The organism is Algibacter miyuki (assembly GCF_030409805.1).
Taxonomy (GTDB): domain Bacteria; phylum Bacteroidota; class Bacteroidia; order Flavobacteriales; family Flavobacteriaceae; genus Algibacter; species Algibacter miyuki.
In genome coordinates this window covers 24973-38553 of record NZ_JAUFQP010000004.1, presented here as the reverse complement: position 1 = coordinate 38553, position 13581 = coordinate 24973, and the positions used below count along the sequence as shown (strand labels likewise).

General features: G+C 33.7%; 14 protein-coding genes and 1 tRNA gene. 5 read left to right on the top strand and 10 right to left on the bottom strand.

Annotated features, from left to right (window positions below; all coding sequences use genetic code 11):
* Nucleotides 1–24: 24 nt before the first annotated feature.
* From QWY92_RS02345 to QWY92_RS02300, 10 genes are all read right to left on the bottom strand, one after another.
* Nucleotides 25–720: a porin family protein gene (locus QWY92_RS02345; protein ID WP_290268318.1), complete on the bottom strand. Its 696-nt coding sequence runs from the start codon at nucleotides 718–720 to the stop codon at nucleotides 25–27.
* 108 nt (nucleotides 721–828) lie between these two features.
* A complete protein-coding gene (locus QWY92_RS02340) occupies nucleotides 829–1302 on the bottom strand; it encodes an ExbD/TolR family protein (protein ID WP_290268317.1) in 474 nt (157 codons plus the stop codon).
* A gap of 18 nt (nucleotides 1303–1320) precedes the next feature.
* The gene (locus QWY92_RS02335; RefSeq protein ID WP_290268316.1) at nucleotides 1321–1911 is read right to left on the bottom strand and encodes an ExbD/TolR family protein; all 591 of its coding nucleotides are present in this window, start codon (nucleotides 1909–1911) and stop codon (nucleotides 1321–1323) included.
* A gap of 3 nt (nucleotides 1912–1914) precedes the next feature.
* Nucleotides 1915–2334, bottom strand: coding sequence for a hypothetical protein (locus tag QWY92_RS02330; protein ID WP_290268315.1), 420 nt, complete (start codon nucleotides 2332–2334; stop codon nucleotides 1915–1917).
* A gap of 23 nt (nucleotides 2335–2357) precedes the next feature.
* Nucleotides 2358–3131 (bottom strand): MotA/TolQ/ExbB proton channel family protein, encoded by a 774-nt coding sequence (locus QWY92_RS02325; protein ID WP_290268314.1) that lies wholly within the window; start codon nucleotides 3129–3131, stop codon nucleotides 2358–2360.
* Nucleotides 3132–3206: 75 nt separating this feature from the next.
* Nucleotides 3207–3294: transfer RNA gene (locus tag QWY92_RS02320), tRNA-Ser, on the bottom strand.
* A gap of 74 nt (nucleotides 3295–3368) precedes the next feature.
* Nucleotides 3369–4391: an asparaginase gene (locus QWY92_RS02315; RefSeq protein ID WP_290268313.1), complete on the bottom strand. Its 1023-nt coding sequence runs from the start codon at nucleotides 4389–4391 to the stop codon at nucleotides 3369–3371.
* A 3-nt stretch (nucleotides 4392–4394) separates the two neighbouring features.
* On the bottom strand, nucleotides 4395–5162 hold the full coding sequence (locus QWY92_RS02310) for a TatD family hydrolase (RefSeq protein ID WP_290268312.1): 768 nt from the start codon (nucleotides 5160–5162) through the stop codon (nucleotides 4395–4397).
* Nucleotides 5163–5223: 61 nt separating this feature from the next.
* A complete protein-coding gene (locus tag QWY92_RS02305) occupies nucleotides 5224–5973 on the bottom strand; it encodes a tetratricopeptide repeat protein (protein WP_290268311.1) in 750 nt (249 codons plus the stop codon).
* A gap of 5 nt (nucleotides 5974–5978) precedes the next feature.
* Nucleotides 5979–6560, bottom strand: a complete 582-nt coding sequence (locus QWY92_RS02300) for an RNA polymerase sigma factor (RefSeq protein ID WP_290268310.1) — start codon at nucleotides 6558–6560, stop codon at nucleotides 5979–5981.
* A 143-nt stretch (nucleotides 6561–6703) separates the two neighbouring features.
* Between QWY92_RS02300 and QWY92_RS02295 the strand changes: the two genes are divergently transcribed.
* The 5 genes from QWY92_RS02295 (at nucleotide 6704) to QWY92_RS02275 (ending at nucleotide 13567) form a co-directional block, all read left to right on the top strand.
* Complete coding sequence (locus QWY92_RS02295) at nucleotides 6704–7147, top strand: hypothetical protein (RefSeq protein ID WP_290268309.1); 444 nt, start codon at nucleotides 6704–6706, stop codon at nucleotides 7145–7147.
* A 90-nt stretch (nucleotides 7148–7237) separates the two neighbouring features.
* Nucleotides 7238–8215, top strand: a complete 978-nt coding sequence (locus QWY92_RS02290; RefSeq protein ID WP_290268308.1) for a hypothetical protein — start codon at nucleotides 7238–7240, stop codon at nucleotides 8213–8215.
* A gap of 377 nt (nucleotides 8216–8592) precedes the next feature.
* The gene (locus tag QWY92_RS02285) at nucleotides 8593–10548 is read left to right on the top strand and encodes a DUF7849 domain-containing protein (RefSeq protein WP_290268307.1); all 1956 of its coding nucleotides are present in this window, start codon (nucleotides 8593–8595) and stop codon (nucleotides 10546–10548) included.
* Between the two features lie 30 nt (nucleotides 10549–10578).
* The gene (locus QWY92_RS02280) at nucleotides 10579–13158 is read left to right on the top strand and encodes a CHAT domain-containing protein (protein WP_290268306.1); all 2580 of its coding nucleotides are present in this window, start codon (nucleotides 10579–10581) and stop codon (nucleotides 13156–13158) included.
* Nucleotides 13124–13567 carry a retropepsin-like aspartic protease gene (locus QWY92_RS02275; protein WP_290268305.1) on the top strand — a complete coding sequence of 148 codons (444 nt, stop codon included), beginning with the start codon at nucleotides 13124–13126 and terminating at the stop codon, nucleotides 13565–13567. The genes QWY92_RS02280 and QWY92_RS02275 overlap by 35 nt, the downstream gene beginning before the upstream one ends.
* Nucleotides 13568–13581: the final 14 nt, after the last annotated feature.

Genomic DNA, 13581 nt, shown 5'->3' with positions numbered 1-13581 from the left:
AGGTTTTATAGTTTGATAACGTATTTACAAAATGTAAAACATTAACCCCACTTTAATAGCGTGGATATCTATATTTTCTCCATTCAATTGTGCGTCGTTAGAAAACACCGGATTTAAGGCATAATAAACATATAAATTCCAAAGATTATATCCTGCACTCAGTGTTAAACCATATTGTACTTTATTAAAATCAGAAACATCGTTGTATTTAAAGGTTCCTAAATCTCCAATATACTTTGTGGTATTGGCCAACATATAACTAAACTTAAAACCGCCGTAAATCCGCCAAAACTCATAACTGGTTGCTGTAGATGTTCGCCATCTAAACTCTAAAGGCACTTCTATAAAATGACTGGAAAACTTATTCTTTGTGAATGTATCAGCCCCCTCAATACTATAATTTATAGTACCAGCATCATCTTCGAATACTAATAAATTTTGATTAAAAGAATTTGCAGAAATACCAAGACCAAGTCCTATTGCTTTGTTTCTAGCCTTATTGATAGGCATATCTTTAATAAAGCCCAAATGAAACCCTGTGGAAAACCCACTTTGTTTCAAATCGGTTGGTTGCTTCCCTAACAAGTTATAGGTTACGCCAATATAAAACTGATCTTCTTTATAACGCCCGTCTCCCTCTACAACAGGCTCTCCTTGAGCTAAACAGAAGACTGTACTAAGCACAAACAGCAATACAACAACACTTTTTAAATCTATCATTTTTGAAACAGTAATATGAAAATATCTTAAGATTAATTTTGAAGCAAAAATAAAAGGCGCTTTGATTAAATCAAAACGCCTTTATTATAAAATTAAGAATGTAATATGTTAATTTCCTACAACCTTACCTTTTTTAGTGGTATAGTTTATTTTTAGAGCATTAACTTTACGTAATTCTTGTTTAATGTCACCAATTAATCCCATATTAGCTTCACTATCAACTTTTAAAGCTGTAGTTAAAAATGGTACTAATTCTTCTCTTTTAGTGGCACGTTCTGCGTTAATAAACGCTGCGATTTCTTTAACATCCGCAAACTTATCGTTCAATTGAATTCTTGATTCGTTTCCGTATTTCTTATAGTTCTCACTTGGTTTACCAGCATAAATGTACATTACCAAATCTTTCTTATCAAGTTTATCAACTTGATCCGCAAATGGTAAGTTATTTTCAATCATTAAGGTTGTTTCCCTCATTGTTGTAGCTACCATGAAAAAGAATAATAACATAAATACAATATCTGGTAAAGACGCCGTATTAACCGCGGGCATTTCGCCACCTTTTTTCTTTTTAAATTTAGACATAGTTTATTAATGTTAAAATTATTTCTGTACTTCTGAGAGTTTTTGAGGATAATCAAGTTTGATTTGATCGATCTTCTTTTTTAACTCTGCTTTATTCCCAGGCCAGTTTACATCTTTATGATTTGCTTCCATTTCTAGAAACGACATATTGTATTGTGCTTGGGCTCTCGCATTTCTTAAATCGTTATATGCTGCTACTAATTCATTCTGTACAGCAATATAAGTCTTATAAGTAGTCTCTCTATCATTTGCTAAAGAGATGATTGCCTTATCTGGGTTATCAGATGATTCAGGAAGTTTAGCTCCTTTACAATAATCACAAGATCTGTCACCGCCATTATCTAAAAACGCAATGGCTGCTTTACGCAAATCTTTAATTTTCATCGGTTCATCTTCAACCAATAATTCATCATTCTTATTTACAATAACTGTAAAAATATTTTTCTGCTTAATAACAGGTGGATCTGTTTGTTCTTCCATTGGAGGCAGTTTTCTGTTAATACCAGAATCTGTTTCAATAGTAGTTGTTACCAAGAAAAATATTAATAATAAGAAAGCAATGTCGGCCATTGAGCCTGCATTAACTTCTGGTGCTGCTCTTTTTGCCATAATTTATTTATTTAATATTTTTTTTACACCACCAAATAGCATTGATCCAATTGCTAAAAATGCTAAAACGTAAAAGGCATATAAACCAGCTCCTACATTTTTAGAGGTTGCTTCGGTAATACCTAAACCTTTATCATTAAAAGGTTGTAAATCTAAATCGGTACCAGACGACATGGCATAAGTTATAAAAATGACTGCTAAAAAGGCGCCTACGGTCATCAAAGTTTTTTTGATATCTCCAGTAACTAAACCTTTTAAAACAAATATTAACACTAATGCTAGAACTAATCCTAGTACTGCATAGGTAATAAATAGTATGTTATCAATCATACCGTCCGACCCTGAGATGATCATTAGCGCAAAAATAGAGCCAAGAATCGCCAGAGCAAAAGCTATGATTTTTATTATTTTATGAGTATTCATAATTCTTTAGGTTTTATAATTAATTATTTTTTGTATCTGATCAAGATATCCATTAACGTGATAGAAGCATCTTCCATGTCGTTAACAATACTGTCAATCTTAGAAATAATATAATTATAAAAAATTTGAAGAATAATAGCTACTACAAGACCAAATACTGTTGTTAAAAGTGCTACTTTAATACCACCTGCAACAAGAGAAGGTTGCATATCACCAGCAGCTTCAATTTTATCAAAGGCTTGAATCATACCAATTACCGTACCCATGAAACCAAGCATTGGTGCAAGAGCGATAAATAATGAAATCCAAGAAACGTTTTTCTCTAATTGTCCCATTTGAACACCACCGTAAGCTACAACAGCTTTTTCAGCAGCTTCAATACCTTCATCTGTTCTATCTAAACCTTGATAGTATATAGATGCGATTGGGCCTTTTGTATTTCTACAAACTTCTTTTGCAGCTTCAACACCACCAGACGCTAATGCATCTTCAACAGATTGTGTTAATTTCTTCGTGTTTGTAGAAGATAAGTTTAAAAAGACAATTCTCTCGATAGCAATTGCTAATCCAAGAATTAGACATAATAATACAATACCCATAAATCCTGGACCACCTTCAATAAAACGTTTTTTCAATTCCTGATGAAAACCGATATCTTCGGCAGCAGGAGCAGCATCGTCTTGAGTTAATGTGGTTACAGTTGTTACAGCTGTACTTGTGTTTGCAATGGTTGTTGCATTAGCAGTTCCGAATGCCATCATTACAGTAACGGCAAGGATAGAAAATAATCTTTTCATGTTCTAGATCTTAATTTTATTAGTTAAAGTGTTAAAGATATAAAAAAAAAGTAATTAAAAAATAAAAAAATTAAGCAGAGAGGAAGGGATTCGAACCCTCGATACCCTTTTGGGGTATACACACTTTCCAGGCGTGCGCCTTCGACCACTCGGCCACCTCTCTATTTTTCAATAACTTTTAATTCGGGGATGAAATAACAAAAAATAATCTGAACACTAAAACTTTAACAGTTAATTTTAAGTCAATTCTCCAATTAAAGATGTTTCATAGGTGGTTTTGAACGATTTAGATGACATTTTTTTTCCTAACAAAAACATTGTCTTCGCCAACGCAGCTTCTGTTGTAATATCTTTTCCGGAGATTACCCCTACTTTTTTTAGCATATCGCTAGTTTCATAATGTCCCATCATAACGCTTCCACCCGAACATTGTGTAATATTTATAATATGTACTCCATTTTCAATAGTTTCCTTTAGCATAGCAATAAACCATTTTTCAGTAGTACAATTCCCAGAACCATAGGTTTCTAAGATAACGGCTTTCAAATTTGGCGTTTTAAAAATCTCTTGCAAAACAATTTTAGAGATACCCGGATACAACTTAATAAGCGCAATATTTTCATCTAAATCTCTATGCACCACCAAGTTTTTGTTTCCTTTTGGTTTAAATAAATGTTCGTGATTTATTTTTAAATGCACACCAGATTCAGCTAAATCTGGATAATTAAACGATGCAAAAGCCTGAAAATGTTCAGCATTTATCTTCGTCGTTCTATTAGCACGGTACAATTTATATTCAAAATACAAGCATACTTCTTGAATTACAGGTTTTCCTTTCTTCTGAAGCGACGCCACTTGAATAGACGTTATTAAATTCTCCTTGGCATCGGTACGTAAGTCGCCAATAGGCAATTGCGATCCTGTAAAAATTACTGGTTTGGCTAAATTCTCGAGCATAAAACTTAAAGCCGAAGCCGTATAACTCATGGTGTCGCTACCATGAAGCACAACAAATCCATCGAAAGCGTCGTAATGTTTTTCAATAACCTCAACCATTTGAACCCAATATTTCGGATTCATATTACTAGAGTCAATAGGTTTTTCAAACGAAAACGTTTCAATATTACAATCTAACAACTGTAATTCTGGAATATTTTTTATAATATTTTTGAAGTTGAACACTTTTAGTGCTCCTGTTTTAAAATCTTTAACCATACCAATGGTACCGCCGGTATATATAAGGAGTATGTTAGGTTGCATATTTTAAACTTTAAAAATGGCTTTTGAATTGGCTGTGGTTCTTTGCGCTACATGTTCTAAAGATACATTATATATATAGGACAGCTTTTCTAACACCTTTATAATGTACGAACTTTCGTTTCGTTTACCACGAAAAGGCACAGGAGCCAAATACGGCGCATCGGTTTCTAATACAATCTCGCTTAAGTCGATTTGATTTAAGAACTGATCAATTTTTCCGTTTTTAAAGGTTGAAACACCACCAATACCCAATTTCATATTATAAGAAATGGCTTGATGCGCTTGCTCTAAACTTCCCGTAAAACAATGAAATATTCCGAACAAATCATCTCCTTTTTCACTTTCTAAAACTTCGAATACCTCATCGAAAGCATCTCTACAATGAATAACAATAGGTAATTTATATTGTTTCGCTAATTGAATTTGATGTTTAAAAGCCGTTTTCTGAATCTTTAAAGTCGATTTATCCCAATACAAATCGATGCCAATTTCGCCAACGGCATAAAATTTATGCGTGGCCAGCATGTGCTCTATATGGTTTAACTCGTCTATATAATTTTCTTTAACGTGGGTTGGATGCAGCCCCATCATTAAAAACATGTTTTCTGGATAGTCCTTTTCTAGTTGAAGCATAGCTTCTGTATATGTAGAATCTATCGCTGGAATAAAAAACCGTGTTACGCCTTGTTCTATGGCGCGGTTAATCATTTCAGCTCTATCGTCATCAAAGGCTTCACTATATAAATGGGTGTGCGTATCTGTAATAATCATGCCGCAAAAGTAAGAAGTATTTAAATTCTTGGCCGCCATTTAGCCATTAAATAAAAGTCCGTTAATCTAATTTATTTAATAGTTTTTGAGCACGCTCGTAATCTTCAGCTTCTTCAGGGATGGTTTTTAAAATATCAACACAATCTAAAATATCATCCTGCTTCAATTTACTTAATGCCAAATACCAAATCGCTTTGTTTTTGTATGCCGAATTACCATTGGCCAATTCCGTTAATAAATCTTCCGATGTTTCAAAATTATTCAATTCTATATTTGCAATCCCACGATAATAGAGCAGCTCTAAATTATTTTCATCGTTTTCCATTAACTGAGCTAATGCACTTTCTGCGGAAGCGAAATCGCGATTATTAAAAGCGTTTTCAGCTGTTTTTAAAAGAGCATCATTATCACCTCTCACGGTTAAACTCATTGTATCGAACGTGTTAAAATCGTTATAAGTTGGATTTGAAAATTGATTAAAAGTAAAAACACCTATCATTAAAATAGCGCAGGCTGCTACGGCATATTTATAAAACGTAAAAGATTTTTTACTGCTTTTTTCTTCGGAAATAGCTTCGTCCTGTTGTACAAAATATTTGCTCGATATGCTTTTTAAATTCTCTTTAAAGGCTTCCGATTCGGTTTCATTTCCAAATTTATCACTTAAATAATGAGACAAATTTTTGTAGGTTTGAAACCTTTCCGCGAAAGCGCTATCTGTATTCAACTTATTTTCAAAGCTTAACTTATCTGCTTCCGAGAGGTTTTCGGAAAGATAATCTTCAAATTGTATATAATCTTGCTCTGCCATTTTGGTTAATTTTTAAGGTGGTTAAATTTTGGCGACGCTCTAACTAACTCGGTGAGTTTGCCGATACACAACGATTTTTTTTTTCGTGCATAAGCATAACTTACATTTAAACTTGCAGCAACTTCTTCCATTGATTTTATTTTGAAAGTCGCCTTTAGCAAATCTTTACAAGCGGTTCCTAATTTTTCGAACATTTCGGCAAATAAGGCTTGTTTTTCTCCAAACACTGCTGTTTCGAAAGCAAATTCTTGAGCCTCGTCTCCTTTAGATAGCACTTCCTCATTAATTGTTACCTCTTTATTCGAAGATTTTTTTAACACGTTTAGCCATTTCCTTTTACAAAGGAGAAAAAAATATGCATCGAACGGACAGGTTAATTGTAAGTTTTTCTGGCTCGCTTGGTTGTAAATCGTTATTAAGGTGTCTTGTATAACATCTTGCGCTTGATCTCGCGTACCGCTATTCAACTTAATATAATTAATCACCTTAGGCGCAAACTTATCGTAAATGGCTTGTATTATAAAGCTGTTGTTCTTTAATAAACCTACAATATATTTCTGGTCTTCGTGTATTTTTTTTTCACTCATTACCCCTTGTATTTACAACGAATGTAAAAAAACTTTCAAAAAAAAGGGTAACAAATTTAAAATGGTTTTGATATAAGGGTGTAACAGTCAGATTGGCTAAACGAATTAAACCAAATTTTAACAACAATAAACATTTAGAAATTATGAGAAATTCAATTTTAATGACCGCAATTGTAGTGTTATCGATTTCAAATTTAAATGCTACTAACGAAAAAACAATGATCAATACTGAAAACAATATTATTACTGTTTCAGAAAATACCATAACGCAAGTATTCGATTGGGCTGTACAAACCAACAAAGGAAAATATGCTGGCACAGCACCGAGCCTTGAAGAAGCAAAACGTATGATTGCTTTAACAACGAGCAACGAAATTATAATGAACAAACAAATTTCAAGTTATTTCATGCTACAAAATGAAGCGAACACCACTGAAAACCGAAATTACTTTTGGGAAGTAAAAACAGTTTCTGGGAAAGCCAAAGGTTACGCCTCAACTGAAGCATACGCTCGTAAAATGATTGCTTTAGTGGCTTCTGGAGATGCTATTGTAGATCAACTTATTATGAGTCAACCTCAACAATAAAAAGAAATTTTAAAATAATACCATAAACAGGGTAACAAAACTAAAGCCCTGTTTATATAAAGGTGAATAATCAATTTAAAACGAAAGACAATGAAAAATTTAAAACACATTTTAGGTACTTTACTTGTATCGGCTTTAATTTTCACAAGCTGTTCAACAAAAGATGACAACGATATCGAACTTATAATTCCAGCAACTGCTGCCGAGTTTAGAAACATACAAGACGATGCTTTAGAGGGGTTAACACAAACGTTTCAGTTTGATGCCGCTGATGGATGGATAACTTTAACTTCGGAAAACGGCGTAGATATTAGCTTCAGTACAAATAATTTAACCTTAAATGGAAACCCTATTACTGGTGCCATAGATTTAGAATTTGTGGAATTGTTTGAAAGAGGCCATATGCTAGTTACCAATAAACCTACAATGGGGCTTACAGCAACCAATGACAAAGCCTTACTAATTTCTGGTGGTGAGTTCTTTATAAATGCCACACAAAACGGAGCAGATTTACAACTTAACGGCACCATGCAATTAGGAATCCCTGCCGCTTTAACTGGAGACGTTGACCCTGACATGATTTTATGGGACGGTAATATTGACGACGATGGTAATTTAGTTTGGGAAGAAGCCCAAAATGAAAATGGTGACGAACGTGGTGTATTTGCAGAAGGCAACAACTATTATGCTTTTATTGGCGACTTTGGATGGACTAACGTAGATCGTTTTTATAACGACCCAAGAGAAAAAACAACCATTTTAGTTGCCGCACCAGAAGGCTACGATAACACAAACAGTGGTGTATATTTATCTTATGATGGTGAACCTGCTGCATTAGCAAACTTAGATACTTACGACGCAAACACAGGCTTATTTAGTGAACACTACGGGCAAATCCCGGTAGGTTTAGAATGTCACGTTATTTTTGTTAGCGAAGATGAAGGCAATTGGAAATACGCTGTACAAGCAGCAACCATAGTAGAAAACGGCATCATCACTATTACCGAAAGTGAAACAGCAACCGTAACACAAGCACAACTTACAGCTATTATCAACGCATTACCGTAACACCTTTTTTTGCCCCAAATTGTTAATTAATTATTGAGGGATTTTTAATTAACCTACTTTTTAAACCCGGAAACTTTTGTTTCTGGGTTTTTAATTTAAAAAAAATTAAAATGTACGGGTAACAAAACAGCTCCACTTTTGATGTATTAATATGGGGAAGCGTACTTTTATAAAAATAATTATCGTGTGGGTGTTTGTTATGCTTTGGGCAAACTTCACCATCATTATAACCAACCTTTTCATGTAGGTTAATTATATCTTAGTTTCCTATTAATACATACAAGATTTTTTTAGAAATCACAGCCTTAAAACAAATCCCTATACTCTAAAAACCAATCTCTTTTGTATCTTTATAAACAAATAACCCGCATTGTTTTATGAGACATTTTACTGCCCTACTCCTACTTACGTTCCTCCCTTTATCTGTTTTTGCTCAAGAACAATCTACAGACACAATAACTAGAACAGCCTCCATAAAAGCAACCGTTACAGCAAACACCGTATTACTATCGCCAGAAACACCCGCCTTAAATCAAATTGCAGGTGCACCAAAAGCTTTTTATACTCATTACTGGGAAATGGGAGACGGGAGCTACAGTAAACAAGCCACGCCAAAACACACTTACAAAAAGAAAGGCGAATATGAAGTAAAGCTATGGGCTACCAATAATTACGACACCGGAAAACCTCCAACGGCACGTCCTAAAAAAATAAACATCACCTCGGTTACTGATGATTTTCAGGATGAAGCTTCTATGGAAGACGATTTTACCTTAAAACGAAACAGAGAACCCGTTCCAGAACAAGATATAGTTACCATTTTAAGTTATAAAAACACCAAAAACTACAGCACTAAAGGTAAACTTTTCCTGTTTTATAATGAATTAAAATACAGTGCCGATAATTTTGAGTTGACCGACACAAGGATGCATCATAATGAAAAAAATAGTCCTACCGATGCCTTCGTTAGCACCAATAAAATTGAAAACCAGAACATCTTTTTAGCCTCTACAAATTATAAAATGGAAGCTTATCAAGACATTCCACAAGATTCTACCATAAAAACCAACTTACCTTTAACGTTATCAGAATCACAATCATTATATAAAAACTGGCGCGTTATCGAATTTGATAATATGCAACCTAACGAAGAGCGCAACATCTTTTTCAGCTTAAAAACCACAGCAGAAATGATTAAAGATACCAGCGCTATAATTTCAGTGCGTGGTATTTATGTGCCCGATTCTAACTACGACAACCATAAGGTAAAAGACATGGAAATGGAAATTGTAACCTCGCACGATCCTAATAAAATGTCGTCGAACGGTACTTTTATGAATTACCGCTTGGTACGTTTTAAAACCTTAAAGTATAAAATCAAGTTTCAAAATAATGGTGAAGGCCCAGCAAACACCATCCGTTTGGAAACCGATATTCCAGATATGTTAGATAAATCGACTATTGAAGTTGTCGATATGTATCCCAAATGCGAAATCTGCCCAAAGCGCGAAGTCCTTTACAGTTGTTTGGACACTACCTTTACTGACAAGCAGGCTATTTTCACCTTTAAAAATATTTATTTACCAGGCAGCGAACAAAAAAATGTAAAAGAATACGATTCCACTAAAGGCTTTGTTAAATATAAGGTGAAGTTTGCTAAAGATTTCCACAAGCAGAAAACCAAAAGTAGAACGGCTATTATTTTTGATAAAAACGATCCGATAATCACCAATTATTCTACTACTAGGTTTTTACCAGGTCTTTCTATTGGAGCCAAAATGGGATATAATTCTTTTAGCGATTTAAAAAATTCCGAAAGTTATTTTATCGGCGCCACATTATCCCCATATAAATCGTATCGCTTTTACTGGCAAATCGAACTTATGAATAATTTCCATAATTACGACGCCAATACCACCGTTGTAGAAGAATTTATTCCAGAAAGCACCCAAGGGTTCCGTTTTTTACAACGTACCACCACAAACAACTCTTACCAAAATATTGACTGGGACATCCCTGTTTTATTACGCTACAATGTAAACAACTTTGTTGGTTTGGGCGCTGGTGTACAAAACACCATTTCAGTAAGCGAAAAAAGCAAGCAAGACTTATATATTGAACAATTTGAAGGCGATGCTACGGATAACGCACTCTTTAATTCTTTTGAAGAAAATTATAGCGAAACCAATACATTTACCAATTTACGCACAGGTTTGCTTCTTGAAGCTACTGTAGGTTTTGCCCGAATTGGCCCTAGCTTAGGCGCCCGATATATTATGAATTTTGAAGATAATTTTAATTATTGGCAATTTTATGCCATCTGGAAATTCTAAATCTGAAGTACTTTTTGCTTAGCCGAAATTATGAACAAAATCTATTTTCTACTTTTCTTTATTTACGGCTTCGGATTTTCTCAAACTCTAGAAGAAACTATATATATCACTACGGAAACCTTTATTGCTAATCCAAACCAAGGTGCCCTTCAACATTTAAAAAAACGAGAAAACAACTTTAAAGCTGAAGTAAAAACCCAAGACGAACAATTAGCCTTGGTTTTTCTGCAAACCCATAAAGCTTACTTTTTATTTGAAGCAGGCCAGTTAAAAGAAGCCATTTTAACTTATGAAGATGCTTTAAAACGGTATCAAGATAATGAACTTTCTGAAATTTCAGATTTTGATATTATCGAAAACGCCTTAAACCCACTAGGCACATTATATACAAAAACAGGCGATTTTACCAATGCTTTAAACACCATAAACCGTTACGTTTATTTAGCTAAAAAAAATAAAAATACACCCCATCAAATTAGTGGCTCCATAAATTTAGCAAAACTATATTACACCTTAGGAAGACACAAAACTGTTATTAAAACAGTTGATAATGGCTTAAATATTAAAAACCTTCCGGAAGATAAAAAAGCACATTTACTTCAAATTAAATCGGAAAGTTTAATTGCTTTAAATCAAATTCCTGAAGTTTCGATTCTAGGCGAAACAAACCTTTCATCTAACTTAAATGAAGCCAGAAACACTTACCTCATTCATTTAAAAAATAAAGATTACAATAAGGCATTAGTTCCTTTTTCTTCTTATAAAAAAGAACAGTTAAAAAACAAAATCACTCAACGTAATAAGGCACAAATTCATCTTGAAGAAGCACAACTTTATTATTTTTTAAAACAACCCAATGCTGTTTACACACATTTAAACGCTGCATTAAAAGTACTTCTTCCACAGTTAAAAAGTAATAGTTTGCCCGATAAAAACATACTTTACGCTGAAAACAAGTTTATTGATATTTTCGATTTATATGCGGAAATTGAGACAAATCCTGACGTGGCTTTACAAAGTTTAGACCTTAGTTTTTATGTTTCTAAATTATTACAAACTAATTGGACATCCCAGGAAACTAAAATTTTAAACGAAACCAATAACCGCATACGAAGTGAGAAATGTATTGATATTTTATTCGATCGTTTTTCTGAAACTCAAAATAAATCACTTTTAGTTCGTGCGTTGCAATATGCCGAAAACAGCAAAGCTTCCGTATTAAAAGATATGTTTTTAAAAAAACGACAATTACAACAATTCCCCAACGATAGTTTGCTTCAGAAAGAATTCAAACTATTGAAACAGCAAGAACAATTAACAAGCCAATTAGTTCAGAGGGACTTAAGTACAGAAGCCATAAGCGACTTAAGCACAAAACTTAGCGTGACAAGTATGGCGTTAAAACAGATGAAATCTCTAATTTCTGAAATTCATCCAGAAGAAAATGATGTATTTTCTATCGATGTGCTTAAATCTCAATTACGAAAAGATCAAGCCATTTTATCGGAGTATTTTTATGGTAAAAACAGTATTTATCAATTTATTATTTCAAGTGAAACCATTCAGCTACATCGATTGCCATTACATACCGATGTTAAGTCTGATATTTCTAACTTCATCACACTTTTTAACGAGCCTTCAAACATAAACAACGATATTCAGAATTATACAAATCAGGCGTTCAACCTCTATGAAACTTTAAATTTTAAGGCGCTTTCAAACCATAAAAACGTAATTATAATACCTGATGGCTTTCTAAACTTTGTTCCTTTTGAAGCTTTACTTAATAACCCCACGAAAACTGCAGCGTTTGCAAAAATGCCTTTTGTAATTAAGTCACAAACAATAACGTACAACAGCAGTATTACACTGTATTTAAACCCTTCTAAAAATCATAAAAATCAAGATGTTTTAGGCTTTTTTCCTGTTTTTGAAAACACAAACCAAACACTCTCGTATTCTATAACCGAAGCACAAGCTATTAAAAAAGAAATGCCTTCAAAACTTTTTATGAATGCGGAAGCAACTAAAGCAAATTTCATTAAAAACGCACCAAACTATGGTACTATTCATTTATCTACACACGCGAGTAGTGGCGATTTTATAAAACCATCAAACCTTTCATTTTATGACGATACCTTGTTTTTAAATGAATTATACAGCTTAGATTTAAATAGCAACCTCGTTGTGTTGAGTGCATGCGAAACAGGCATAGGGAAGCTTTATAAAGGTGAGGGCGCTATGAGTATTGCCCGTGGTTTTCAATATGCCGGCGCTCAAAACGTTTTATTTTCACTTTGGCAAATAAACGATTTATCAACATCACAGATTATGACTGATTTTTACCAAAATTACAATCAGGAACAGTCAGTTTTTACAGCCAATTGGCAATCGAAAATAAACTACCTCGAAAACCAAGAAATCAGTAATTTGAAAAAATCACCTTATTACTGGAGCGCCTTTGTCTACTATGGCCAACTTTCAGAGCCACAACCAGACAACCACTACATTTATGTTGTAATCTCACTATTAATTGCAGTGTTTATACTATTTTTATGCCTCAAACGAAAAACCCATGAGCAAAAGCCTTCAAGAGTTCCTTCTAAATAAAGGTTATACCAAAGTAAAACTGCATTTAACCAAGACGAATCATTTCGAAATTAAAGCGTCTATCAATGGAAAAAAAGGCCTTTTTATTTTAGACACGGGAGCGTCAAGTTCTTGCGTTGGTTTTGAAGCTGTTGAAACTTTTAAGCTTAAAGCTGAAGATTCTTTAATAAAAGCCGCTGGCGCGGGAGCTATTGATATGGACACCAAAATGTCTAAAAAAAACAAAGTTAAAATTGGCAAATGGAGTAACAACAAGGTGGTGCTGGTTTTGTTCAATTTATCGCATGTAAACACAGCGCTAATTAATCATAATTCAAAACCTGTCGACGGTATTATTGGCGCTGATATTTTAAAAAAGGCAAAAGGCATTATTGATTATGAAAAAAAATACTTGTATTTGAAGTTATAATCGTTTACTTTAGT

Bases quoted from the DNA above. Each gene is read 5' to 3' on its own strand.
- QWY92_RS02345 (WP_290268318.1), bottom strand. From the start codon at position 720: ATGATAGATTTAAAAAGTGTTGTTGTATTGCTGTTTGTGCTTAGTACA.
- QWY92_RS02340 (WP_290268317.1), bottom strand. From the start codon at position 1,302: ATGTCTAAATTTAAAAAGAAAAAAGGTGGCGAAATGCCCGCGGTTAAT.
- QWY92_RS02335 (WP_290268316.1), bottom strand. From the start codon at position 1,911: ATGGCAAAAAGAGCAGCACCAGAAGTTAATGCAGGCTCAATGGCCGAC.
- QWY92_RS02330 (WP_290268315.1), bottom strand. From the start codon at position 2,334: ATGAATACTCATAAAATAATAAAAATCATAGCTTTTGCTCTGGCGATT.
- QWY92_RS02325 (WP_290268314.1), bottom strand. From the start codon at position 3,131: ATGAAAAGATTATTTTCTATCCTTGCCGTTACTGTAATGATGGCATTC.
- QWY92_RS02315 (WP_290268313.1), bottom strand. From the start codon at position 4,391: ATGCAACCTAACATACTCCTTATATATACCGGCGGTACCATTGGTATG.
- QWY92_RS02310 (WP_290268312.1), bottom strand. From the start codon at position 5,162: ATGATTATTACAGATACGCACACCCATTTATATAGTGAAGCCTTTGAT.
- QWY92_RS02305 (WP_290268311.1), bottom strand. From the start codon at position 5,973: ATGGCAGAGCAAGATTATATACAATTTGAAGATTATCTTTCCGAAAAC.
- QWY92_RS02300 (WP_290268310.1), bottom strand. From the start codon at position 6,560: ATGAGTGAAAAAAAAATACACGAAGACCAGAAATATATTGTAGGTTTA.
- QWY92_RS02295 (WP_290268309.1), top strand. From the start codon at position 6,704: ATGAGAAATTCAATTTTAATGACCGCAATTGTAGTGTTATCGATTTCA.
- QWY92_RS02290 (WP_290268308.1), top strand. From the start codon at position 7,238: ATGAAAAATTTAAAACACATTTTAGGTACTTTACTTGTATCGGCTTTA.
- QWY92_RS02285 (WP_290268307.1), top strand. From the start codon at position 8,593: ATGAGACATTTTACTGCCCTACTCCTACTTACGTTCCTCCCTTTATCT.
- QWY92_RS02280 (WP_290268306.1), top strand. From the start codon at position 10,579: ATGAACAAAATCTATTTTCTACTTTTCTTTATTTACGGCTTCGGATTT.
- QWY92_RS02275 (WP_290268305.1), top strand. From the start codon at position 13,124: ATGAGCAAAAGCCTTCAAGAGTTCCTTCTAAATAAAGGTTATACCAAA.